General features: G+C 69.0%; 22 protein-coding genes. 11 read left to right on the forward strand and 11 right to left on the reverse strand.

The annotated features are described in order from the left end of the window. Nucleotides 1–11 precede the first annotated feature (11 nt). From QTI51_RS03325 to QTI51_RS03335, 3 genes are all read right to left on the reverse strand, one after another. Complete coding sequence (locus QTI51_RS03325) at nucleotides 12–842, reverse strand: BPSS1780 family membrane protein (RefSeq protein ID WP_116908169.1); 831 nt, start codon at nucleotides 840–842, stop codon at nucleotides 12–14. A 9-nt stretch (nucleotides 843–851) separates the two neighbouring features. Beyond that, nucleotides 852–1,919 (reverse strand): homoserine kinase, encoded by a 1,068-nt coding sequence (locus tag QTI51_RS03330; RefSeq protein WP_116908552.1) that lies wholly within the window; start codon nucleotides 1,917–1,919, stop codon nucleotides 852–854. A gap of 85 nt (nucleotides 1,920–2,004) precedes the next feature. Beyond that, on the reverse strand, nucleotides 2,005–2,394 hold the full coding sequence (locus tag QTI51_RS03335) for a hypothetical protein (protein ID WP_116908551.1): 390 nt from the start codon (nucleotides 2,392–2,394) through the stop codon (nucleotides 2,005–2,007). Between the two features lie 97 nt (nucleotides 2,395–2,491). On the opposite strand from QTI51_RS03335, the gene polA reads away from it, so the two are divergent. From polA to QTI51_RS03365, 6 genes are all read left to right on the forward strand, one after another. Continuing rightward, nucleotides 2,492–5,308, forward strand: coding sequence for a DNA polymerase I (gene polA, locus QTI51_RS03340; protein WP_116908168.1), 2,817 nt, complete (start codon nucleotides 2,492–2,494; stop codon nucleotides 5,306–5,308). Between the two features lie 41 nt (nucleotides 5,309–5,349). Beyond that, a complete protein-coding gene (locus QTI51_RS03345) occupies nucleotides 5,350–6,633 on the forward strand; it encodes a M20/M25/M40 family metallo-hydrolase (protein WP_116908167.1) in 1,284 nt (427 codons plus the stop codon). Nucleotides 6,634–6,646: 13 nt separating this feature from the next. Beyond that, nucleotides 6,647–7,549, forward strand: a complete 903-nt coding sequence (locus QTI51_RS03350; RefSeq protein WP_116908166.1) for a LysR family transcriptional regulator — start codon at nucleotides 6,647–6,649, stop codon at nucleotides 7,547–7,549. A gap of 8 nt (nucleotides 7,550–7,557) precedes the next feature. Continuing rightward, nucleotides 7,558–9,051, forward strand: a complete 1,494-nt coding sequence (gene pdxR / locus QTI51_RS03355) for a MocR-like pyridoxine biosynthesis transcription factor PdxR (RefSeq protein ID WP_116908165.1) — start codon at nucleotides 7,558–7,560, stop codon at nucleotides 9,049–9,051. A 146-nt stretch (nucleotides 9,052–9,197) separates the two neighbouring features. Next, nucleotides 9,198–9,650, forward strand: a complete 453-nt coding sequence (locus tag QTI51_RS03360; protein WP_116908164.1) for a carboxymuconolactone decarboxylase family protein — start codon at nucleotides 9,198–9,200, stop codon at nucleotides 9,648–9,650. Nucleotides 9,651–9,679: 29 nt separating this feature from the next. Further along, nucleotides 9,680–10,000, forward strand: coding sequence for a DMT family transporter (locus QTI51_RS03365; RefSeq protein ID WP_116908550.1), 321 nt, complete (start codon nucleotides 9,680–9,682; stop codon nucleotides 9,998–10,000). A gap of 46 nt (nucleotides 10,001–10,046) precedes the next feature. On the opposite strand, the gene QTI51_RS03370 is transcribed toward QTI51_RS03365, so the two are convergent. Then, nucleotides 10,047–11,282 (reverse strand): D-amino acid dehydrogenase, encoded by a 1,236-nt coding sequence (locus QTI51_RS03370; protein WP_116908163.1) that lies wholly within the window; start codon nucleotides 11,280–11,282, stop codon nucleotides 10,047–10,049. Nucleotides 11,283–11,497: 215 nt separating this feature from the next. Here QTI51_RS03370 and QTI51_RS03375 point away from each other — a divergent pair, with 215 nt between their 5' ends. From QTI51_RS03375 to QTI51_RS03395, 5 genes are all read left to right on the forward strand, one after another. Then, nucleotides 11,498–12,388 (forward strand): transporter substrate-binding domain-containing protein, encoded by an 891-nt coding sequence (locus QTI51_RS03375; protein ID WP_116908162.1) that lies wholly within the window; start codon nucleotides 11,498–11,500, stop codon nucleotides 12,386–12,388. A 21-nt stretch (nucleotides 12,389–12,409) separates the two neighbouring features. Further along, nucleotides 12,410–13,144, forward strand: coding sequence for an aspartate/glutamate racemase family protein (locus tag QTI51_RS03380; protein ID WP_116908161.1), 735 nt, complete (start codon nucleotides 12,410–12,412; stop codon nucleotides 13,142–13,144). Nucleotides 13,145–13,280: 136 nt separating this feature from the next. Beyond that, nucleotides 13,281–14,177 carry a dienelactone hydrolase family protein gene (locus tag QTI51_RS03385; protein ID WP_116908160.1) on the forward strand — a complete coding sequence of 299 codons (897 nt, stop codon included), beginning with the start codon at nucleotides 13,281–13,283 and terminating at the stop codon, nucleotides 14,175–14,177. A 119-nt stretch (nucleotides 14,178–14,296) separates the two neighbouring features. Continuing rightward, on the forward strand, nucleotides 14,297–15,208 hold the full coding sequence (locus tag QTI51_RS03390) for a ZIP family metal transporter (RefSeq protein WP_116908159.1): 912 nt from the start codon (nucleotides 14,297–14,299) through the stop codon (nucleotides 15,206–15,208). Between the two features lie 169 nt (nucleotides 15,209–15,377). Beyond that, entirely contained in the window at nucleotides 15,378–15,608 is a 231-nt protein-coding gene (locus tag QTI51_RS03395) for a hypothetical protein (protein WP_116908158.1), read from the forward strand. Between the two features lie 6 nt (nucleotides 15,609–15,614). Here the strand turns inward: QTI51_RS03395 and QTI51_RS03400 are convergent, their stop codons facing one another. From QTI51_RS03400 to QTI51_RS03430, 7 genes are all read right to left on the reverse strand, one after another. Next, nucleotides 15,615–17,072, reverse strand: coding sequence for an N-acyl-D-amino-acid deacylase family protein (locus QTI51_RS03400; RefSeq protein ID WP_286512864.1), 1,458 nt, complete (start codon nucleotides 17,070–17,072; stop codon nucleotides 15,615–15,617). A gap of 127 nt (nucleotides 17,073–17,199) precedes the next feature. After that, nucleotides 17,200–18,195, reverse strand: coding sequence for an ABC transporter ATP-binding protein (locus QTI51_RS03405; protein ID WP_116908156.1), 996 nt, complete (start codon nucleotides 18,193–18,195; stop codon nucleotides 17,200–17,202). Further along, nucleotides 18,192–19,232, reverse strand: a complete 1,041-nt coding sequence (locus QTI51_RS03410) for an ABC transporter ATP-binding protein (protein ID WP_116908155.1) — start codon at nucleotides 19,230–19,232, stop codon at nucleotides 18,192–18,194. Before QTI51_RS03410 ends, QTI51_RS03405 begins: the two co-directional genes overlap by 4 nt. A gap of 58 nt (nucleotides 19,233–19,290) precedes the next feature. Next, complete coding sequence (locus QTI51_RS03415; RefSeq protein ID WP_116908154.1) at nucleotides 19,291–20,199, reverse strand: ABC transporter permease; 909 nt, start codon at nucleotides 20,197–20,199, stop codon at nucleotides 19,291–19,293. Between the two features lie 13 nt (nucleotides 20,200–20,212). Continuing rightward, nucleotides 20,213–21,148, reverse strand: a complete 936-nt coding sequence (locus tag QTI51_RS03420) for an ABC transporter permease (protein ID WP_116908153.1) — start codon at nucleotides 21,146–21,148, stop codon at nucleotides 20,213–20,215. An 84-nt stretch (nucleotides 21,149–21,232) separates the two neighbouring features. Continuing rightward, nucleotides 21,233–22,828 (reverse strand): ABC transporter substrate-binding protein, encoded by a 1,596-nt coding sequence (locus QTI51_RS03425; RefSeq protein WP_116908152.1) that lies wholly within the window; start codon nucleotides 22,826–22,828, stop codon nucleotides 21,233–21,235. A 47-nt stretch (nucleotides 22,829–22,875) separates the two neighbouring features. Then, nucleotides 22,876–24,327 (reverse strand): M81 family metallopeptidase, encoded by a 1,452-nt coding sequence (locus QTI51_RS03430; RefSeq protein ID WP_116908151.1) that lies wholly within the window; start codon nucleotides 24,325–24,327, stop codon nucleotides 22,876–22,878. Nucleotides 24,328–24,342: the final 15 nt, after the last annotated feature.

The following is a 24,342-nucleotide window of genomic DNA, read 5'->3' on the forward strand; positions in this document are numbered from 1 at the left end:
CCCGGCCAGGATCAGTTCGGCTCGAAGGTGTCGCGGAAGGTGAACCAGGTCGAGCTCAGCGACATGGCCGCCAGCACCAGCGCCGTGCCCACGATCAGCACGTTGCCCACCGCCAGCGCGGCGCCGCCCGAGCCCAGCGCGCCCACGCCGATCAGCAGCGTGGCGACCAGTCCCATGCCGATGCCGGCGATCAGGAACACGCCGAACCACGCGATGCCGAACAGCGCATAGGCGCCGAAGTTGCGAAACAGCGCCACGATGCTGAAGAAGATGCTCTTCACCGGCTCCACCCGGTGCCAGTGCACCAGCGCCGGAGCGTGCCACATGGCCAGCGACAGCGGCAGGTTCAGGCACATCAGCAGCATGCGGGCGAGCTGGAAGTCGCTGCTGGCGATGACCTCGGGCGTGAGCGGGTCGTCCAGCAGGTAGGCGCGGGCGAGCTGGCCGCCGTCGACCAGCGTGGTCACCATCACGGCCAGCACGAAGTACACGGCGGAAATTACGCCCAGCACCACCAGCGAGCGCCATTCGGTGCGCATGGCGCTGAACACGGCCACGAACATCGCCGAGCCGGTGGGGCGCTGCGTGTCGCCCGCGCGGCCGACGCCTTCGGCGTTGTCCGTGTACGCCACCGACGTGGCGACCATGAGCCCCAGCGTCATGAATGGCACCAGGCCGGGCGCCAGCAGGCTGCCGAGGATGGGCACGATCGACATCGTCGAGATGACCGCCATCAGCAGGAAGAACAGCGAGATGAAGGCCAGCGGTTGACGCCAGAAGGTCTTGAGTCCGAGGCGGACCCAGGCGGCGCCGGTTCGCGCCGGCACGAGGTTGAGTTTCATGTGTTGCGGTCAGGCCGCCATGGCCGGCTCTAGCGCCTGGGCCATGGCATGCGGGTGGGAGGCGCGGTCGCGCAGCACGCGCTCGAAGTGCGCGGGGTCGTGGGGCTTGAGCATGCTTGCCTCGCGCGGCAGGTGGAAGTCCCACAGGCGCGAGATCCAGAAGCGCAGCGCCGCGGCGCGCAGCATGGCGGGCAGCAGGGCACGCTCGGCGGCGTTCAGGGGGCGCACGGTTTCGTAGGCCGAGAGCAATGCGTCGGCGCGCTCGGCGTCGTGCCGGCCGCTCGGCAGGTCGATGGCCCAGTCGTTCAGGCACACGGCCAGGTCGAACAGCCAGGTGTCGGTGCCGGCGAAGTAGAAGTCGAACACGCCGGTCAGGCGGGGGGCGTGGCCGTCGGCGTCATCCGTGCCGTGGCCGGTGGCGAACATCACGTTGTCGCGGAACATGTCGGCATGCACCGGGCCGCGTGGCAGCGCCGCGTAGGCCGACGACTCGGCCACGTGGTTCTGGTAGGCCAGCTCCGCGCGCAGCAGGTCGGCCTGCGCTTCCTCGATGTAGGGCAGCACCACGGGCACCGTGTCGTTCCACCAGGGCAGGCCGCGCAGGTTGGGCTGGGTGCGCGGAAAGTCGCGCCCCGCCAGGTGCATGCGCGCCAGCATGGCGCCCAGCTCGGCGCAGTGCGCGGCGCCGGGGGCGAGCTCGCTGCGGCCTGAGAGCTTCAGCACCACGGCGGCCGGCTTGCCGGCCACGGTGTGCAGCAGGTCGCAGTCGGCCTCGGCGGACTGCAGGGGCAGCTGGCCCTTTTTCGCCTTCTCGACCACGGGAGGCCCGGCCACGGGCGCGGGCACCGGCAGGCCGGCGCCGGCCAGGTGCTTCATCAGGCAAAGGTAGTAGGGCAGCTGCTCGGCGCTCAGGCGCTCGAACAGCGTCAGCACGAACTCGCCCGACTCGGTGGTGGCGAAGTAGTTGGTGTTCTCGATGCCGCCCTCGATGCCGCGCAGCTCGCGCAGCGGGCCCAGGCCCAGGCGTTGGACGAGCGCGTCTGCCTCGCCGAAACCGACTTCGGTAAAAACTGCCATGGGGGTGTTCAGCGGGGCGTTGCCGCGGCGGGCGCGGCAGGAACGCAAAGGGAAGCGAAAGCGAAGACGAGGGAGCGCACGGCCATCAGAACTTCATCACGTTCCACACGCGCGGGCCGTTGGCGCCGGTTTCCGAGGAGCCCTGGCGGCCGGTGGCCTGGTCGGCCGGCAGCACTTCGTAGCCCGGCACGTTCGATTTGGGCTTGACGTTGATGCTCTGCGTGCGGCCGCCGTAGCGGACTTCGTCGACCGAGGCGCCGCTGTCTTCGGTGTGGAGGTTCTCGACCTTCTGGTTGCGTCGGCCGTCGGCGGCGGACTGCTCCTGATTTGGTAGCGCCTGGGCGGGGGCTGCCGAAGCAGGTGCTGCAGCGGGTGCGGGCTGCTGCGCGTGCACGACGCTCACGGCGGCAAGGGGGGCTGTGAAAGCCAGCGCCAGCAGGATGCGGCGGGCGACCAGGAGTGTGGAGCTAGGCATGGCCTGATTGTAGGCGTGCGCCTGCATTTGGCGCGTCGGTTGCCACCTCATGGCGTCGTGGTTCCGGGCGCCGCTTCGGGCACGGCAAAATGCCCCGATGACCGACAAGAAAACGCTGCTGCTCGTCGATGGCTCGAGCTATCTCTACCGCGCCTTCCACGCCATGCCCGACCTGCGCGCCGTGCCCGGCGACCCCAAGAGCCCGGCGACCGGCGCGATCCGGGGAATGATCAACATGATGACCGCGCTGCGCCGCGAGGTGCGCGCCGACTACGCGGCCTGCATCTTCGACGCCCCCGGCAAGACCTTTCGCGACGACTGGTACCCCGAGTACAAGGCCAACCGCTCGCCCATGCCCGACGACCTGCGCAGCCAGATCGACCCCATCCACGACGTGGTCAGGCTGCTCGGCTGGCCGGTGCTCAGCGTGCCCGACGTGGAGGCCGACGACGTCATCGGCACGCTCGCCAAGATCGCCGCCGCGCAGGGCGTGGAAGTGATCGTCTCCAGCGGCGACAAGGACCTGAGCCAGCTGGTGGACGAGCACATCACCATCATCGACACCATGAACGGCAAGCGGCGCGACGTGGCCGGCGTTACCTCCGAGTTCGGCGTGCCGCCCGCGCTCATGATCGACTACCAGACGCTGGTGGGCGACACGGTCGACAACGTGCCCGGCGTGCCCAAGGTGGGCCCCAAGACGGCGGCCAAGTGGCTGCTCGAATACGGCTCGCTCGACGCGCTGGTCGCGCGTGCCGCCGAGGTGAAGGGCGCCGCCGGCGAAAACCTGCGCAACGCGCTCGACAAGCTCCCGCTCAGCAGGCGCCTGGTCACCATTCGCACCGACTGCGATCTTGAGGGCCACGTTGCCGGCCTGCCGTCGCTCGAAGGCCTGCCGGTGGGCGCGCCGCAGACCGTCGAGCTGAAGCCCTTCTACGAGAAGTACGGCTTCAAGAGCCTGGTGAAGGGGCTCGAGGCGCAGGAAGTGCCGCCCGAGCTCATCGAGGAAAACCTGAAGAAGAAATCGGCCGCCAAGGCCGACAGCGACCAGGGTGGCCTGTTCGACGAGCCCTCTGAAATCGACGCGCTCGAAGCCGCCGCGCCCGCCAGCAACCTGAAGTACGACACCATCACCACCTGGGAACAGTTCGACGCCTGGCTCGCCCGGCTCGAGGCGGCCGAGCTCGCAGCGGTGGACACCGAGACCACCTCGCTCGACGAGATGGTCGCGCAGATCGTCGGCGTGAGCTTCAGCGTGGTGCCCGGCGAAGCGGCCTACATTCCGCTGGCGCACAACTACCCCGACGCGCCCGAGCAGCTGCCCATCGACGAGGTGCTCGCCAGGCTCAAGCCCTGGCTGGAAAACGGCGAGAAGAAAAAGCTCGGCCAGCACATCAAGTACGACCGCCACGTGTTCGCCAACCACGGCATCGAGGTGCAGGGCTACGCGCACGACACCATGCTGCAGAGCTATGTGCTCGAAGTGCACAAGCCGCACGGCCTCTCCAGCCTGGCCGAGCGCCACCTGGGCCGCAGCGGCATCTCGTACGAAGACCTGTGCGGCAAGGGCGCGCACCAGATCCCGTTCAGCCAGGTCGACATCGCCAAGGCGGCCGAATACTCGTGCGAGGACAGCGACCAGACGCTCGACGTGCACGACACCCTGTGGCCCCAGCTGCAGAAGGACGAAAAGCTGCTGTTCGTCTACCAGCTCGAAATGGATTCGAGCGAGGCGCTCTACCGCATCGAGCGCAACGGCGTGCTGATCGACGCGCCCACGCTGGCCGCGCAGAGCCACGAGCTCGGCACGCGCATCATGGCGCTGGAGCAGGAGGCCTACGACATCGCCGGCCAGCCCTTCAACCTCGGTTCGCCCAAGCAGATCGCCGAGATCTTCTTCACCAAGCTGGGCCTGCCCGTGGTCAAGAAGACGCCGAGCGGCGCGCCCAGCACCGACGAGGAAGTGCTCGAGAAACTGGCCGAAGACTATCCGCTGCCGGCCAAGATCCTGGAGCACCGCGGCCTGTCGAAGCTCAAGGGCACCTACACCGACAAGCTGGGGCAGCTCGCCAACCCGCGCAGCGGGCGCGTGCACACGCACTACGCGCAGGCCGTGGCCGTGACCGGCCGGCTGAGCAGCAACGACCCGAACCTGCAGAACATTCCGATCCGCACGCCCGAAGGCCGCCGCGTGCGCGAGGCCTTCGTGGCGCCGGCGGGCCGCGTGATCGCCAGTGCCGACTACTCGCAAATCGAGCTGCGCATCATGGCCCACATCAGCGGCGACGAGTCGCTGCTGCGCGCGTTCACCGAAGGCATCGACGTGCACCGGGCCACCGCCGCCGAGGTGTTCGGCTCCACGCCCGACCAGGTCTCGAGCGAGCAGCGCCGCTACGCCAAGGTGATCAACTTCGGGCTGATCTACGGCATGAGCAGCTTCGGCCTGGCGAAGAACCTGGGCATCGAGACCAAGGCCGCGGCCTCGTACATCGAGCGCTACTTCGCGCGCTACCCGGGCGTGAAGGCCTACATGGACGAGACCAAGGCGCTCGCCAAGGAGCAGGGCTACGTGGAAACGGTGTTCGGCCGTCGCCTGTACCTGCCGGAGATCAACTCGCCCAACGGCCCGCGCCGCGGCGGCGCCGAGCGCGCGGCCATCAACGCGCCCATGCAGGGCACCGCGGCCGACCTGATCAAGCTGAGCATGGTCAAGGTACAGAACGTGCTCGACGAAGAAAAGCGCGGCACCCGGATGATCATGCAGGTGCACGACGAACTGGTGTTCGAAGTGCCCGAGGCCGAGGTCGAATGGGTGCGCACCGAGATCCCCCGCCTCATGGCCGGCGTTGCCGCGCTGAAGGTGCCGCTGCTGGCCGAGATCGGCGTGGGTCCCAACTGGGACAAGGCGCACTGACCGCACGCCAAGACGAGACAACCCATACAACCCGCACGCACATGAAATTTCCGCATCGCCAACTCCTCATTGCCGCTGTCTGCGCCGCCCTGGCGGGCACCGCCTTCGCCGCGCCCGACGCCGGCATCGCCTCGCTCGCCGCCAAGGAAAAGCCCGCGCTGCTCGACACGCTCAAGGAGCTGGTCTCCATCGAATCGGGCAGCCGCGACCTCGACGGGCTCGAGAAAATCTCCGACCTCATCGCCGGCAAGTTCAAGGCGCTGGGCGGCGAGGTCGAGTTGATCGACCCGAGCGCCGAGGCCTACCGCATGGAAGACACGCCCGAGAAGATGGGCCGCGTGGTGCGCGCCACCTTCAAGGGCACGGGCAAGAAGAAGATCCTGCTCATCGCGCACATGGACACGGTCTACACCATCGGCATGCTCAACAAGCAGCCGTTCCGCATCGAGGGCGACAAGGCCTACGGCCTGGGCATCGCCGACGACAAGCAGGGCATTGCCGTCATCACGCACATCGTGTCGATGCTGCAGCAGATGAAGTTCAAGGAGTACGGCACGCTCACCGTGCTGATCAACGGCGACGAGGAAATCAGCTCGCCCGGCGCGCGCGCGCTCATCACGCGCATGGGCGCCGAGCACGACGCCGTCATGTCCTTCGAAGGCGCCTACGTGAAGGACGACAAGCTCTCGCTGGCCACCGCCGGCATCGCCTCCGTCACGCTGCATGTGGCGGGCAAGGCCTCGCACGCGGGCTCGGCGCCCGAGCTGGGCGTGAACGCGCTGTACGAGCTGTCGCACCAGATCCTGCAGATGCGCGACCTGTCGGACCCGGCCACGGGCCTGAAGATGAACTGGACCATCTCCAAGTCGGGCAGCAACCGCAACGTGATCCCGGCCAGCGCCACCGCCGGCGCCGACGTGCGCGTGCTCAAGGTAAGCGACTACGACCGCATCGAGCAGCAGGTGAACGAGCGCGTGAAGAAGCAGCTGATTCCCGAGGCCAAGGTCGAGCTCAAGTTCGAGCGCCGCCGCCCGCCGCTGGAAGCCACCGACGCCTCGCGCGCCATGGCCGCGCATGCGCAGCAGATCTACAAGGAAGAACTCGGCCGCCCGCTGGGTGCCGACGACAAGGCCGCCGGCGGCGGCACCGACGCGGCCTTCGCGGCGCTCAAGACCAAGGCGCCCGTCATCGAGCGCTTCGGGCTGCAGGGCTTCGGCGCGCACTCGGCCGATGCCGAGTACGTGCTGGTCGACTCCATCGAGCCGCGCCTCTACCTGGGCACCCGCATGGTGATGGACATCGCCCGCGGCAAGACCGCCCGCTGACCCGGCGCCCGCGATGCGCCTGCGCCACATCGAGGTCTTCAACGCGATCATGCTCACGGGCAGCGTGAGCGCGGCGGCGCGGCTCATCAACATCACGCAGCCGGCGGTGAGCCGCACGCTGCAGCACGCCGAAATGCAGCTGGGTTTTCCGCTGTTCCAGCGCGCCAAGGGCCGGCTCACGCCGACCACCGAGGCGCTCACGCTGTACCCGCACATCGAGCGGCTGTTCGCGCAGCTCGACGAGGTGCAGCGCCTGGCGGGCAACCTGCGCACCGCGGGCGACACCGGCGAGCTGCGCATCCTGAGCGTGCTGGCGCTGAGCTACGACATCCTGCCGCGCGCGCTGAAGGCCTTTCGCGAGAAGCACCCGGGCTACAAGATCACGGTCGAGTCGCTGCACTCGCCGCAGATCATGTCGGCGCTGCTGGTGCAGGAGGCCGACGTGGGCTTCGCGTTCAGCCCCGCGGTGCACCCTTCGCTCACGCAGGAGACGCTGGCCGACAGCCGCATGGTGTGCATCGCGCCCAAGGGCATGCTGCCGCGCGCGCTGGTGCGCAACGGCTCGGTGGCGCTGCACGACCTGGTGAAGCGCCCGGTGATCGGGCTGGACAGCCGCGACCCCGTCGGCACCAGCCTGAGCCAGGCCTGCCGGCAGGCGGGCGTGGGCTTCCAGCAGGCGGTGGTGACGGTGCAGACCTACCACGCCGCGCTGGCCATGGCGCACCACGGCATCGGCGTGGCGCTGGTCGACGGCTGCACCGCGCGCTCGGCCGACCGCGACAAGGTCGACGTGCTCACGCTGGAGCCGCACATTCCGGTGCCGATCCGCGCGCTGCGCTTCGCCGCCAAGCCCGACTCGGTGGCGGTGCGCGGCATCACGCGGTGCATGCAGCAGGCGATCGAGGAAACGATCTAGGCCGCCCGATGCAAACGGGCAAGACCGGGCCCATCGCGCCTCCTTCACAGCTTTCGCAACTTTCACAGCTTCCAGCGCTTTCCCCGCTCGACCCCGCGGCCGGCGAGCCCTACTACCGCCAGATCTACGACCGCTTTCGCAACGCCATCGCCCAGGGCCTGCTGAAGCCCGGCGACCGCATTCCGTCGGTGCGCGCGCTGACCCGCGAGCTGGGGCTGGCACGGGGCACGGTGGACGCGGCCTATTCGCTGCTGGCCGCCGAGGGCTACATCCAGGCTCGCGGACAGGCGGGCACCATCGTGTCGCCGGACCTGCAGCCGCGCAGGCCGGTGCAGAGCAGGGCGCCGCGGCCCGACCACGACGTGCCCGCGGCCAGCTACCGCCCCGACTCCGTGCTGCCGTTCCAGATGGGCCTGCCCGCGCTCGATGCGTTCCCGCGAAAGATCTGGGCCCGGCTGGGCGCGCGCTGCATCCGCGCGACGCAGCCTTCGGACATGGTGCATCCGGCCGTCTTCGGGTCGGCGCCGTTGCGCGCCGAGATTGCCGCCTACCTGCAGGTGGCACGTGGCATCGACTGCGCGCCGTCGCAGGTGTTCGTGACCTCCGGCTACCGCCACACGGTGCAGCTGGTGGGCCAGGCGCTGCTGAAGGCGGGCGACCGCGTCTGGCTCGAAGACCCGGGCTACCCGCCCACGCGCGAGCTGCTGGCCGGCATGCAGGTCGCGGCCGTGCCGGTGCCGGTGGACCGCGACGGCATGGTGGTGGCCGAGGGCATCCGCCGGGCGCCCCGCGCGCGCGCCGCCGTGGTCACGCCCGCGCACCAGAGCCCGCTGTGCGTGTCGCTTTCGCTGCCCCGGCGCCTCGCGCTGCTGGACTGGGCCGCGCGCACCGGCGCCTGGATCGTCGAGGACGACTACGACGGCGAATACCGCTACGTGAGCCGGCCGCTGCCCGCGCTGAAGAGCCTGGACCGCGAGGGCCGCGTGCTCTACGCGGGCACCTTCAGCAAGGTGCTGTTCCCCAGCATCCGGCTGGCCTACCTGGTCGTGCCCGAAGCGCAGGTCGAGCGCTTCGAGCAGGTCATGCAGGTCTTCGCCGGCGGGAGCCCCGCGCTGACGCAGGCCATCGTCACCGCCTTCATCAAGGAGGGCCACTTCGCGCGCCACATCCAGCGCACGCGCACGCTCTACGCCGAGCGCCGCGCCGCCGCCATCGCGGGGCTGGAGAGCGTGCTGGCGCCCCATGTGCGCATCGATGCGCAGCCCGGGGGCATGCACCTGATCCTGCGGCTGAAGGACGAGCGCTCCGACCGGCGGCTGGTCGCGCGCATGCGGCAAGAAGGCCTTTACGCCGAGGCGCTGAGGGACTGGGCATTGACGCCCGAGGAAGGCGACCCGGCGCTGCTGCTGGGCTTCACGAACCTCGATTCGATGCAGACGGCGCAGACGCTGGGCAAGCGCATCCTGCGCCTGCTGGAGCCCGGCAGCCACAGCGCGGCGTGAGCGCTTCGTGAGCGAGCCATGAGCGAGTCATGAGCGAGAGGGCCACCGATCATGGCCCAGTAGCTAAAGCCGATCTTGGCCCTTCTTGCCTGGGCCAAGAAATCGGACGATAGCGTCCTTTCCAACCTGCATACAAAGGACTCGCCATGAGCAACCGCATCGACTACACCCAGGCCGCCCCCGAGGGCTACAAGGCATTCGGAGGCGTCTACGCCGCCCTGCAGAAAGGCAGCCTGCCCAAGGCGCTGGTCGACCTCGTCTACCTGCGCGTGTCGCAGGTCAACGGCTGCGCCTACTGCATCGACATGCATTCGCGCGACCTGCTCAAGGCGGGCCTGCCCGTCGACAAGCTCGTGCTGGTGCAGGCATGGCGCGAGTCGGGCGCCGTGTTCGACCCGCGCGAGCGCGTGGCGCTGGCCTGGGCGGAGAGCGTGACGCGCGTGGCCGACACCGGCGTGCCCGATGCCGACTACGAGGCCGCCGCCGCCGAGTTCAGCGACAAGGAACTGTCCGAGCTCACCTATGCCATCGGCCTGATGAACGCCTTCAACCGCCTGGGCGTGTCGTTCCGCGTGCCGCCCGCGGCCGCCAAGGCCTGAGCGCGCGGCACCCCATGGAGCCGTCGCGCATGGCATGGGCACTGGTCGGCTTGGCTGGCCTTCTGGAAATCGCGTTCGCCTTCGCCATGAAGGCGTCCGACGGTTTCACGCGCTGGGTTCCCTCGCTGTTCACGCTCGCGGCGGGCGTGTCGAGCGTGGTGCTGCTGTCGCTGGCGATGCGCACGCTGCCGATGGGAACCGGCTACGCGGTGTGGACCGGCATCGGCGCGGCCGGCAGCGCCATCGTCGGCATCGTGGTGCTGGGCGACTCGGCGGCGCCGCTGCGCGTGCTGTGCATCGCGCTGATCCTGGCGGGCGTGATCGGGCTGAAGCTGGTGTCGGGCGACTGAGCCGGGGCAGGGCGGGCAGGGCAGCCGGGGGCAAGTGGGGCGTGCTTCAGGCCGCCAATGCCTGCGCGACGCGCTGCGCCGAGCCGAAGGCCAGCGTGAACCCCAGCGCGCCGTGGCCCGTGTTGAACAGCATGTTCGGCGGCGCGCTCCGCAGCCGTCCGATGATCGGCAGCCCCTTGGGCGTGGCCGGGCGCATGCCCGTCCAGGGGTGCAGCTGCTCCAGCTTCGATGCGTGCGGAAACACCGCGCGCGTGGCCGCGGCCAGCGTCTCGATGCGCGTCGCCGGAATGCTGGCGTCGTGCCCCACCAGTTCCGCCATGCCCGCCACGCGCAGGCGCGAGCCGATGCGCGCGAACACCACCTTGCGGGCGCTGTCGGTCACGTTCACTGTTGGTGCGGCGCCCGGCGAAGGATCGACCTCCACCGTGATGCTGTAGCCCTTGAGCGGGTACACCGGCAGGTAAGCGCCCAGCGCGCGCCCGAGCGTGTGAGACGCCGAGCCCAGCGCCATGACGAACGCGTCGGCCTCTACGTCGCCGTCGCCGTTGCCGTTGCCGTCACCGTCGCTGGTGCGCACCGCCGCAATGCGGTTCCCGCTGCGCGCAAAGCCTTGCACGTCGGTGCCCAGCATGAAGCGCACGCCGCGCGCGCGCAGCGCCCGCAGCAGCTCGCCGCACACCTTCAGGCAATCTGCCGCGCACTCGCTCGGCGTGTACACCGCGCCCGCCATCTGGCCGCGGTAGCTGGCCAGCGCGGGTTCGATGGCGATGCATTCGTCGGGTGTCACCAGCCGCTGCTCGCTGCCCATGGCGCGCTGCAGCTCCAGCTGCGCGCGCGCGCCTTCGAGCGACGCCGCGCTGGCGTACAGCACCAGCTTGCCGGTGGCGGAAAAGTCGCAGTCGGGCGCGATGTCGGCCTGCATCGCCTCGAAGCCGGCGCGGCTCTCGGCGGCCAGCGCCAGCAGCCGGGCCGTGGTGTCGCGCGAGGTCTGCGCGTTGCAGGCCGCGAGAAATTCCATGCCCCAGCGCCACTGCAGCGGATCGAGCTGCGGCCGCAGCTTGAGCGGCGAGGTGGGCGAGAACAGCAGCTTGGGCAGCTGCTTCCAGATCGACGGGTCGGCGAGCGGCTGCACGTACGAGTAGCTCAGCTGCGCGCCGTTGCCGCCGCTGGCGCCCGCGCCGGGCGCGGCGCGGTCGATCACCGTGACCTGGTGGCCCTGGCGTTCGAGCTGCCAGGCGGTGGCCAGGCCCACGATGCCGGCACCGAGCACACACACATGCATGGGGCAACTTTCAGAAGGGAAGAGAAGGAAAGAGGGGGAGGCAAGAAGACGGGGGACAGCCGTGACTGTAGGTTTGTGCCGCGCCCGGCGGAAATGCCAAAAGAAAGCCAGCCCATAACTTTTGGGTATGGGTCGGCGTTCTATTGGAATTGCCGGTTTGTGTCACTCCTTCTTACACTGGCCTTCCTGTTCAACGCAACCGACTGAAGGCTCGAATGAAACTCTCCGTCCTGATGGCATCCCTGGCTGCCGCGGTGCTCTTCACCGCTCCGGCGGCCCAAGCGGCCGACACGCTGGCCAAGATCGCCGAGACCGGCAAGATCACGCTGGCCTACCGCGAATCGTCGGTCCCCTTCAGCTACCTGGACGGCCCCAACAAGCCGATCGGGTTCTCGGTGGAACTCTCCAACGCCGTGGTCGAGGCGGTGAAGAAGAAGTTGAACAAGCCCAACCTGCAGGTCGCGCTGATGCCCGTCACCTCGCAGAACCGCATTCCGCTGATCACCAACGGCACCGTCGACCTCGAGTGCGGTTCCACCACCAACAACAGCGCGCGCGGCAAGGACGTGGCCTTCGCCATCAACCATTTCTACACGGGCACGCGCCTGCTGGTGAAGAAGTCCTCGAAGATCAAGGACTACGCCGACCTCGCCAAGAAGACCGTGGCCAGCACCACCGGCACCACCAACGCGCTGGTCATGCGCAAGTACAACACCGAGAAGAACCTCGGCATGGACATCGTGCTCGGCAAGGACCACGCCGACTCCTTCCTGCTGGTGGAAAGCGACCGCGCGGTGGCCTTCGCCATGGACGACATCCTGCTGTTCGGCCTGATCGCCAATTCGAAGGCGCCGGCCGACTACGAGGTGGTGGGCGAGTCGCTGCAGGTCGAGCCCTACGCCTGCATGCTGCCCAAGGACGACCCGGCCTTCAAGAAGCTGGTGGACGACACCTTCAGCGCCATGATGAAGAGCGGCGAGTTCGAGAAGCTCTACACCAAGTGGTTCATGCAGCCGATTCCGCCGAAGGGCGTGCCGCTGAACCTGCCCATGAGCGAGCAGCTGAAAGAAAACCTCAAGGCGCTGAGCGACAAGCCCGCGACCTGATACCGAAGTGACGCAAAGGACATCGCAGTGACGCACACCGTCGGCATCTTGGGGGGCATGGGCCCCGCGGCGGGCGCCGACTTCGTCCGGCTCTTCGTGCAGGCCTGCGCGCAGCAGATGCGCGCGCGCGGCGAGCCGGTGCGCGACCAGTCCTTTCCGGAGCACTGGCTGGCGCAGGTGCCGGTGCCCGACCGCACCGACGCGCTGGCCTCCACCGAGCAGGGCGCGCACCAGCCGCTGGAGCCCATGCTGCAGGCGCTGGGCCGGCTGGCCGCGCTGGGCAGCCGGGCCGTGGCCATCGCCTGCAACACGGCGCACGCCTGGCATGGCAGCCTGCAGGCGCGCTTTCCGCAGGTCGAGCTGCTGCACATGGCGCGCGAAACCGCGCGGCAGCTGGCCGAGCAGGGCGCGCGCGACGTGGCATTGATGGCCACCGAAGGCACCTACCGCGTGCGCCTCTATGAACAGGCGCTGGCCGAGGCCGGGCTGGGCTGCCACATTCCCTCCGTGGACGAGCGCCGCATCATCACGCGCGGCATCTTCGAGGGCGTGAAGGCCGGCAACATGCCGCTGGCCGCGCAATGCTTTTCCGACGTGGCGCTGCGGCTCGCCGAGCGCCACGGGCCGGTGACCATCATCATGGGCTGCACCGAGGTGCCGCTGGGGCTGCAGGGCTTGCCCGCTGTGGCGGGGCTGGACCTGGTCGACCCGGCGCAGGTGCTGGCGGCGGCGCTGGCGCGCCGGGCCTACGGCTGAATCCGCCGATACCCGCCTGCGACCCCACCGAATTTCGGGACATGCGGCCTCCAGCCGATTTGGCCTACATTGCGGCGTGCGTTTTTCGCGCCACGCCCCTTGTGTCCTTTTCGATGCACCCACTGGAGCCTTTTCAATGTCCCTCGACGACCGCCGTTCCGATTTCGACTCGCTTCGCCCCGGCGACAGCACCGCGCAGGGCGCCACGCGCCGCACCGCGCTGAAGGCCGCCATCGGCGTGGGCTACGCGGCGGCCGTGATGCCCGTGGTGGCGCAGACCGCCATCGCCACCTCTTCCGAAGGCCTGACGGCCGGCCCCGTCAAGTACAGCGTGAACGGCTTCGACGTGCCCGCCTACGCGGCGGCGCCCGCGGGCAAGACCGGCCTGCCGGTCATCCTGGTGGTGCAGGAGATTTTCGGCGTGCACGAATACATCGCCGACACCTGCCGCCGCTTCGCCAGGCTCGGCTACCTGGCCATCGCGCCCGAGCTCTACGCGCGCCAGGGCGACCCGCGCGGCTACACCGACATTCCCAAGCTGCAGGCCGACATCGTCACCAAGGTGCCCGACGCCCAGGTGCTGGCCGACCTCGACGGCGCGCTGGCCTATGCCAAGGCCCACGGCGGCGACATCACCCGGGCCGGCATCACCGGCTTCTGCTGGGGCGGGCGCATCACGTGGCTGTACGCGGCCACCGGCAAGGTGAAGGCGGGCGTGGCCTGGTACGGCCGGCTGGTCGGCCAGCCCGGCGAATTGCAGCCCCGGCACCCGGTCGACGTGGCCGCCAGCCTGCAGGCGCCGGTGCTCGGCCTGTACGGCGGAAAAGACCAGGGGATCCCCCTTGACACGGTTGATAAGATGAAAGCTGCTCTGGCCAATGGGACTCCGGCGGCCAAGGCATCGAGCTTCGTCGTGTACCCCGAAGCAGGCCACGCGTTCCATGCCGACTACCGCCCCAGCTACCTGAAGAGCGCTGCGGAAGACGGTTGGCAACGCGCCACGGCCTGGTTCAAAGCCAATGGCGTCGCCTGAACCCGGCGCTCTGTAGCCACCCCCGCCGAAGGCCGTCGAATGACGGCCTTTTCTCTTTTTATGAACGGACCACGGCTTCTGGAACAGTTCCAGCGGCCGTCCCTCTTGCGCAAGCAGCTATGAATTTGATAGTCATCATCGCGGCGACCCTGGTCTCCGGCATCGGCAGCGTCTGGCTCGCGGCCTTTCTCTTGAAGGTGGGCGTACGCAACGGCTCGGGCGGCGTGAACCCGCAGCACCTGCTGAGCCTGGCGGCCGGCGCGCTGCTCGCCACCGCCTTCATGCACCTCTTGCCCGAGGCCTTCGAAAGCCGCATCGAACCGGCGCTGCTGTTCGGCGTGCTGCTGTTCGGGCTGGTGTTCTTCTTCCTGCTCGACAAGGCCGAGCTGTGGCACCACGGGCACGAGCACCACCATGGCGACGAGAAGCCCGCGGCGGGACACGAAGGCCACGATCACGGCCACGACCACGACCATGGCCATGCGCACCACGGACATTCCCACGACCACGGACCCCGCACCGGCGGCTGGGCCGTGCTCACCGGCGACAGCGTGCACTGCTTCGGCGACGGCATCCTGATCGCCTCGGCCTTCACCGCCGACTGGCGCCTGGGCCTAGTGGCCGCGCTGGCGGTGCTGGCGCACGAGATTCCCCACCACATCGGCGACCTCGTGGTGCTGCGCCAGAGCTCGGCCAACCAGCGCGCGGCGCTGGTGAAGGTGTCGCTGGCGGGCACCATGACCGCGCTGGGCGGCATCGCGGGCTGGTGGCTGGTCGACCAGCTGCACAGCTGGCTGCCTTACTTCCTGGTGCTGGCCGGCAGCAGCTTCGTGTACGTGGCGCTGGCCGACCTGATTCCGCAACTGCAAAAGCGCCTGCCGGCACGCCAGACCGCCGCGCAGATCCTGTGGCTGGTCGCGGGCATCGTGCTGGTCACGGCCGTGAGCCGGCTGGCGCACGGCGAGCATGGGCACGAGCACGGCCACGACGACCCGGGCCACGGCGAACACGGGCACGTGCACAAGGACTGATCCAGCACAGGCGCCGCTCGACGCCGCACTGAGACAAAAGCATCAGGTTCGGCCCACGGGCGCGCGGCGGGAAACTTTCCGACACCGACGCTGCGCCCCGGATGAGCCGCTGCGGCCCAAACAGGCGCACCATAGGGGGCCTGTCAGTCATCAGCCGAGGAACCCGATCATGAACAACATCGACGCCACCGCGCGCTCCGCCGCATCGTTGGAAGACGAGGACGACACCACGGACACCACGGACAACGCGCCCGCCGATGATTTCGAAGAACCCGAGAGCGAAGCGTCCGACGACCTGTCGGAAGAAACAGGCATCGACCTGACGGACGCGAGCGAGCTCGACGCCGACAACGTGCCGGCCGACGAGGAGTTCGACCGCGTCATGAACGCACCGGACTGACTGCGCTCAGCTCGCGTCCCGCCGCGTGATCACCTGCCCGTTGCGCGCACCGCTGTGCACGCCGTGGCGCCAGGTGAGCGCACCGTTCACGATCACCGCATCGATGCCTTCCGCCGGCTGCGTCGGCGTTTCGTAGTTGGCCGTGTCGCGCACCGTTGCGGCGTTGAAGATCACCACGTCCGCGTGGTGGCCCGGCTTCAGCGTGCCGCGTTCGTGCAGGCCGAAGTTGCGCGCGGTGAGGCCCGTCATCTTCCACACCGCCGTCTCCAGAGGGAACAGGCCGACGTCGCGGCTGTAGTGGCCCAGCACGCGCGGAAAGGTGCCCCACAGCCGCGGATGCGGCTTGTCGCCCAGCGGAATGCCGTCGGAGCCGATCATGGTCTCGTCGAACGCGAGGATGCGCTGCACGTCTTCCTCGTCCATCATGAAATAGATCGCGCTGCCGGGCTGCAGCCGCTGCGCGGCTTCTTCGCCCGACACGCCCCATTCGGCCGCGATGTCCTTCAGGTCGCGGCCCGCGCACTCGGGGTGCGGCTCGCTCGACGCGATAAGCACGCGGCCTTCCATCATTCCGCGGTCGGTGCGGATCATGGTGGAGCCGGCGGTGTAGGGGTAGCAATCGAGCCCGATGCACTGGTGCTGCATGGCCTCCTTGATGAAGGGCAGCGTGACCTTGGTCTTGCCGAAGTTCTGCGTGTTCTGCACCTTGTGGTGCGACACCACCACCGGAATGTCGAGCGCGCGGCCGATGTGGAAGGTTTCTTCCAGCGACTCCATCACGCGGTCGCTCTCGTCGCGCATGTGCGTCACGTACAGCGCCTTGCGTGAACTGAGCGGGCGGCCGACCTCGATGATTTCCTCGGTCGTCGCCTTCACCGCCGGCGGATAGAAGGTGCCGGTCGACAGCCCGATGGCGCCGGCCTGCATCGCCTCTTCGACCAGCGCCTGCATGGCGGCGATCTCGGTGTCGGTGGCGGGCCGGTCGAGGTCGGCCATGACCACCGCGCGCAGCGTCGAATGCCCGACCATCGCGGCCACGTTCACCGAAGAAGGCGTGGCGCGCAGTGCGTCGAGGTAGGCGGCAAAGGTCGTGAAGCGGCCTTCCACCGGCGAGTCGAGCAGGCTCAGCGGCATCGGCAGGTCCATGTCCATGCGCAGCGGCGCGGCGCTGATGCCGCAGTTGCCGGCCACCACCGTGGTCACGCCCTGCGACACCTTGAACGGCATCTGCGCCTGCGACAGCACGGCCTGGTCGTCGTGCGTGTGCGAGTCGATGAAGCCGGGCGCGACGATGCGGCCGGTGGCGTCGATCGTCTGCTCGGCCGTGTGGCCCGCGAGCTTGCCGATGGCGGCGATTCGCCCGCCCGTGATGCCGATGTCCGCATCGAAGCGGGGTGCCTTGGTGCCGTCGATGACGGTGCCGCCGCGGATGAGCAGGTCGTAGTGGGTGATGGGTTCGGTCATGTCGATCCTTTCTGGTGTTGTGTCTGCGGGTGTTCCTGGCGCTGTTGTTCAGGGCGGGTGAACCGGCCGCCGGCGTGATCTCGCCCTGAACGAATGCGAGCGCAACGCACAAAGCAACAGCTCGTCATCAGCGAAAGTGACAAGCCACCCAATGGCCGCCCTGGGAAGAAGACGCACGCTCGCTCAGCTCTGGCACCTTCTCCTTGCACACCGCCTGTGCCATCGGGCAGCGTGTGTGAAAGCGGCATCCCGAGGGTGGGTTCGCGGGGCTGGGCGGGTCGCCCTGCAGCAACAAGCGGCGCGCGGGCGTGCGTGGGTTGGGCACGGGCACGGCCGACAGCAGGATCTCGGTGTACGGGTGCAGCGGCTTGGAGAACAGGGTGTCGCGGTCGGCAATCTCCACGATATGGCCGAGATACATCACCGCCACGCGATGGCTGATGTGCCGCACCACCGCCAGGTCGTGCGCCACGAACAGGTAGGCGATGCCGAACTCGGCCTGCAGGTCCATCAGCAGGTTGACCACCTGCGCCTGCACCGACACGTCGAGCGCGGACACCGGCTCGTCGCACACGATGAGCTTGGGGTTCAACGCCAGCGCGCGCGCGATGCCCAGCCGCTGGCGCTGGCCGCCAGAGAACTCGTGCGGGTACTTCTTCGCGGCCTCGGGCCGCAGGCCCACGCGTGAGAACAACCACTGCACGCGCTCGCGGCGCTCGGCCGCGGCGCTCCCGCCGAAGTTGCCGAAATTTCGCATCGGCTCCGCCACGATGTCGCCGGCCGTCAGCCGCGGGTTCAGCGAAGCGTAGGGGTCCTGGAAGATGATCTGCAGGTCGCGCCGGCGCTGGCGCATGTCCTCGGGCGACAGCGACAGCAGCTCCTGGCCTTCCAGCTCCACCGAGCCCGAGGTCGGCTCCACCAGCCGCATCACCGACTTGGCCGTCGTCGTCTTGCCGCAGCCCGACTCGCCCACCAGCGACAGCGTTTCGCCGCGCGCCACCGAGAAAGACACGCCGTCGACCGCCTGTATCGCCGGCTTGGCCGGCTGCAGCCAGCGCTTGGGTGATGTGTAGTGCTTGCGCAGGTTGCGCACCCGCAGCAGCGGCGCCTCGGTGGTCGTCATGCCGATACCTCTGTGACTTCGGGCGCGTCCGCCCAGTGTTCTTCCACCGCGAAGCAGGCCACCACGTGGTCGCCGCCTTGCTGCGCGAGCCGCGGCGTTTCGGCGCGGCAGCGTTCGCGCGCATGGCTGCAGCGCGCGGCAAAGGCGCAGCCGCGGCCCAGTTCATGCGCGGCCGGCACCAGGCCGGGAATCTCGGTGAGCCGCGTGCTCGCGGTGTTCATCGCGGGCATGGAGGCCATCAGCGCGCGCGTGTAGGGGTGCAGCGGGCGGTCGAAGAGGTCGATGACGTCGGCTTCTTCCACCTTCTTGCCCGCGTACATCACCACCACGCGGTCGCAGCTCTCGGCCACCACGCCCAGGTCGTGCGTGATCATCACCACGCCCATGCCCAGCTCCTTCTGCAGCCGCTTGATGAGCTCCAGGATCTGCGCCTGGATGGTCACGTCCAGCGCGGTGGTCGGCTCGTCGGCGATCAGCACCTCGGGGTTGCAGGCCAGGGCCAGCGCAATCATCACGCGCTGGCGCATGCCGCCGGAGAGCTGGTGCGGGTACTCGTTCACGCGGCGCTCGGGCTCGGGAATCTGCACCACGCGCAGCATCTCGACCGCGCGCTTCATCGCGTCGGCGCGGCTGGCCTTCTGGTGCAGCTGCACCGTCTCGGCAATCTGCCGGCCCACGGTGAGCACCGGGTTCAGCGAGGTCATCGGCTCCTGGAAGATCATGGAGATGCGGTTGCCGCGAATCTGCCGCATCTCGCGCTCGCTGAGCTGCATCAGGTCGGTGCCGCGCAGCCGCACGGCGCCCATGTGGCGCCCGGGCGGGGTGGGCACCAGCCGCAATATCGACAGCGCGGTCACGCTCTTGCCGCAACCCGACTCGCCGACCACGCCCAGCGTGCGGCCCGCGCGCACGGTGTACGACACCCCGTCGACCGAGCGCACGACACCGGCCAGCGTGTGGAAGTGGGTGCGCAGGTTGTCGACTTCGAGCAGCGGCTCGCCGGGGGCGAGGGCGGTGTGGGACATGGGGGTGGTCATGGGCTGTGCCTCGTTCGCTCGTTCACTGGTTCGCTCGTTCGCACGTTCAGTCGACCGGTCACAGTTGCCGCGCCAGCCGCGGGTCGAGCGCGTCGCGCAGGCCGTCGCCCAGCAGGTTGATGGCCAGCACCGTGGCCGCCAGCAGCAGCCCGGGGTACAGGATGATGTGGAACGCCACGGTCACGAAGTTGCGGCCCTCGGCCATCATGTTTCCCCAGCTCGGCGTTTGCGACGGCACGCCCACGCCCAGGAACGACAGCGCCGCCTCGGTCAGTACCGCGGCCGCCGCCACGAAGGTGGCCTGCACCACCAGCGGCGCCACGATGTTCGGCAGCACGTGGCGCACCAGGATGACCGGCAGCCGCGTGCCCACCGCGTGCGCGGCCTCCACGTAGAGCTGCTCGCGCAGGGTGAGCGCCAGCGAGCGCACCAGCCGCACCACGCGCGGGATCTCGGGCACGGTGATGGCCACGATCACCGTCGTGAGGCTGGCGCGCGTGACCGCCATCAGCGCAATGGCCAGCAGGATGCCGGGAATGGCCATGAGGCCGTCCATCACCCGCATGATGGGTCCGTCGGCCCAGCGCACGAAGCCCGACACCAACCCCAGCACCACGCCGAAGAAAGTGGCCAGCACCGCCACCGCGGCGCCCACGATCATCGACACCTGGCCGCCCCACACGGCGCGGCTGAACACGTCGCGGCCCAGCGCGTCGGTGCCGAACCAGTGCTCGGCCGACGCCGGCTGCATGCGCGCGAGCGGGTCGATGTCCTGCGGGTCGTGCGTGGCGATCCACGGCGCGGCGATGGACAGCGCGGCCACCGCGATGAGCAGCAGCGCCCCGACGATCAGCGTCGGGTGCTTGCGCACCCAGCGCCAGCGCGGCGGCACGAAGGGGGCTTCGTCGGCCGGGGTCTCGGCGACGGAGGAAACAGGGGAGGTGTTCAAGGGAAGTACCGTGGACATGACGTGGGCTTCTTCAGTACTGGATGCGCGGATCGAACAGCCGGTAGCTCAGGTCGATCAGCAGGTTGATCAGCACGTACACGCCCGCCGACAGCAGCAGCACGCTCTGGATCACCGGGTAGTCGTGGCGCTGCACCGAATCGATCACCAGCCGGCCCACGCCCGGAATGGCGAACACCGTCTCGGTGACGACCACGCCGCCGATGAGCAGCGCGATGCCCGCGCCGATGGTGGTGGCGATGGGAATGGCCGCGTTGCGCAGCGCATGGCCCAGCACCGGCAACACGCCCAGGCCCTTGGCGCGCGCGGTGCGGATGTAGTCCTCGTGCAGCACCTCGAGCACGGTGGCGCGCGTCATGCGCGTCACCAGCGCGATGTACACCAGCGCCAGGTTCACGCAGGGCAGCACCAGCGAATGCAGCCACTGCAGCGCGCCGTCGGCGAAGCGCGCGTAGCCCTGCACCGGAAACCACGGCAGCTGCACCGCGAAGCTGTAGACCAGCAGGTAGCCCACCAGGAACACCGGCACCGAGAAGGCCAGCACCGCGAACAGCATCACCAGCCGGTCGACCCAGCTGCCCGCGCGATAGGCGGCCAGCGTGCCCAGCGGCACCGCCACCACCAGCGTGATGAGCATGGTGAGCGCGGCGATCGATACGGTCGGCTCCAGCCGCTGCCCGAGTAGCTGCGTGACCGGCATCTGCGTGAAGATCGAGGTGCCCAGGTCGCCCGTGAAGAGCTTGCCCAGCCACAGCCCGAACTGCTGCCACAGCGGCAGGTTCAGCCCGAGCGCGGCGCGCAGCTTCTCGATGTCTTCGGTGGTGGCCAGGTCGCCGGCGATGAGCGCGGCCGGGTCGCCCGGCGACAGGTGGATCAGCAGGAACACCACCACGGCCACCACCGCCATGACCGGGAGCGTCGAGAGAAAGCGTCGAAGGATGTAGCCCATGGCGATGCCCTTGAACTGGGTTGGCTGGCGTTGTGCTGGCGGGGGGCGCTGGTGTTGGCGTAGGCGTCAGGGGTGGCGCTCGGACTACTTGTCGAGCATCCACACCGTCGGCATGCCGGCCCAGAGCTTGTCCAGCCCCTTGAGGTTGGCGCGCGCGGCGAACGCGGCCGAGTACTGGCCCGCATTGATGTACGGCACCGCCTCGTAGGCCCGGGCCTGGAAGGCGTCGAGCAACTCCTTGCGCTTGGCGGGCACGGTTTCTTTCAGCCAGGCGGTGCGCAGCTCGTCCAGCGGCTTGTCGCAGGGCCAGCCGGGCAGGGTGTTGCCGCAGGCCGCGCCCAGGTAGGCGTTGGCAATGGGGGAGTTGGCGTCGAACTCGCCGGCCACGGTGACGTACATGTTCCAGCCGCCCGCGTCGGCCGCGTCGCGCTTGGCGCGGCGCGCGCCGATGGAGGCCCAGTCCATGCTCTGCGCGTCGACGTTCATGCCGATGCTCTTCATGGTCTGCGCGGCCATCAGCGCCTCGGCGTTCAGGTAGGGCACGTCGCTGGGCACCATCAGCACCACCTTCTCGCCCTTGTAGCCGGAGGCCGCGAGCATCTGCTTGGCCTTGGCCACGTCGGCTTTGCGGTAGGGCTCGGCGCCGGCGGCCGTGTCGTTCGGGCTGCCGCAGATGAAGTAGGTGGCGCAGTACGCCATGCGCATGTCCAGCGGGAAGCCCATGGCCGCCACGAAGCGCTCCTGGCTCACGGCCTGCAGCAGCGCCTGGCGCACCTTGGGGTTGTCGAAGGGCGGGTGCAGCTGGTTCATGACCAGGAAGCCCTGGTACGCGCCGCCGGAGCCGATCTTGATGCTGCTGTCGGTGCGCAGCGGCGCGATGTAGTCGGGCGGCAGCTGCTCGATGATGTCGACCTCGCCGCGCTTGAGCGCCGACACGGCGCTGTTGGCGTCAGGCAGGTAGAGCCACTCGACGCGGTCGAAGCTGGTCTTCTTGCTGCCGGCCAGGCCGCTGGGCGGCTCGCTGCGCGCCACGTAGTTGGGGTTGCGCACGAACACCGTCTTGTTGCCCGGCACCCATTCGTCGCGCTTGAACATGAAGGGCCCGGAGCCGATCACCTCGGTCAGTGGCGCGGTGGCCGGCAGCTTGGCGATGCGCTCGGGCAATATCACCGGCGGAAAGCCCGAGGGCTTGGCCAGCGCGTCGAGCACCATGCCGAAGGGTTCGTTGAGCGTGAGCGTGAAGCTGCGCGCGTCGGTGGCCTTCCACTCGGCGCCCACCGCCGTCATGGCGCGGCCCAGGCTGTCGCGCGCGGCCCAGCGCTGCAGCGAGGCCACGGCGTCGGCCGAGGTCACGGCGGCGCCGTCGGAAAACTTCAGCCCCGGGCGCAGCGTGAAGCTCCACTGCTTGCCGTCTTTCGAGGTCGTGTACTTCTCGACCATCTGCGGCTGCGGCTTGCCGGTGGCGTCCTGCGCGAACAGGGTGTCGTACACCATGTGGCCGAAGTTGCGCGAGATGTAGGCCGTGGTGAAGGTCGGGTCGAGGATCTTCAGGTCGGCATGCGCCACCACCTTCAGCGTCTTGGGCGGTGTCTGGGCGAGCGCGGGCAGGCTCACGGCAGCGGCTGCCGAAAGGGCCAGGGCAACCATGGCGGCATGGGCGGCAAGCGTTCGTCGTTTCATCGTCGGTTCTCCGGTGGGGTGGGGCGAAAAAGAAGAGAAAAAAGATTTCAGGCCGCAACGCCGATCGGCCACTTCGGCAGGCGCGCCTTGCGGTAGGGCAGGGTGGTGAGGTCGAGCGTCACGGCGCCCGGGGCGCCCGCGTAGATCACGTGCTTCGCCACCTTCGAGTACGACGCGTAGAAGTGCTGCGACGACTTGACGACCACGATCTTCTTCGCGGCCAGGTCGCAGCCCAGCTGCGTGAACAGGTCGGTGCCCATGGCCTGGTTGCGCCGCGTGATCAGCACGACCTCGATGCCCGCGACCTCCACCAGCGCGCAGTCGCCCATGGCGGTGGGCGTGTTCGACAGGCCCGTCATCACCAGGTCGTGCTGCAGCGCCTTCACGGTGCAGTCCAGGTCCAGCGGGTCGCCCGAGAGCGGGCTGATCTTGCCGCCGATGCGCATCTGCAGCCGCGCGCCCACGCCCGCGTCGAACGCGATGCGCACCGCGATCGGGTCCCACATCGGGCCCAGCGCCGCGTTGGTGATGCCGCGCTCCAGCATGCGGCGCAGGATGAAGGTGGAATCGCTCGCCGCGCCGCCGCCGGGGTTGTCGGCGCCGTCGGCCAGCACCACGGGGCCGCCGTCGAAGGCCATCGCCTCGTCGAGCGAGGCGTCGATGCTCGGGTAGTTCACCGTGAGGCCATCGCGCATGGCGACGACCTCGTCGGCCAGCTGGCGCGCGAGGGCATCGGCCTGGGCCTGGTCGCCGTCGGTGTACACCAGCACCTTGGTGCCCATCTCTGGCACGTCGCCCCACGAGAAGCCGTGCGTGAGCGACACGGACAGCACGCCGTCCTTCCCCTCCAGCGCCTGCATGCGCTGCACGAAGCTGCGCGCCGGTTCGCGCGAGGTGTGCACGGTGACGATGATGTCGCAGTCGACCATCGCGGCCACCGGCCTGACCTTGCCTTCGACCGCGGCCGCGCAGATGTCGACCAGTTCCAGCCCGCGTTCGAGCACGTCGGTGTGCGGGTACTCCTTGAACGAGACCATCACGTTCGCGTTGTCGACCATCGCGGCCGTGAGGTGGTTGTGCGGGTCGAGCTCGGCGCCGACGACCACGTCGGGGCCGACGATCTGCCGCACGCGCTGCAGCATGTCGCCTTCGCAGTCGTCGTAGCCGTCGGCCACCATGGCGCCGTGCAGGCCCAGCAGCACCATGTCGACCGGTAGCGCGGCGCGCAGGTCGTTGAGCATCTCGTCGCGCAGCGTCTCGTAGGCGTGGCGCGTGGTGATGCCGCTGGGCTGCGCGCCCGCGACCATGCCTTCGAGCAGCGTCCAGCCCTTTTCCTTGCCGCGGATGCGCGCGGCCCACAGCGGGCCCGAGTAGATCGTGAGCGCATCGGGGTGCTGGCCGGCGGGAAAGTAGCCGCGGTCCTTGAAGGAGGCGATGCCGGTGGGCATCGGGCCGAAGGTGTTGGTTTCGGTGGCGAGGGAGGCACTGAAGACACGCATGGTGGTTTTTCTCGT

This window comes from Variovorax sp. J22G73, from assembly GCF_030317035.1.
Lineage (GTDB): Bacteria > Pseudomonadota > Gammaproteobacteria > Burkholderiales > Burkholderiaceae_C > Variovorax.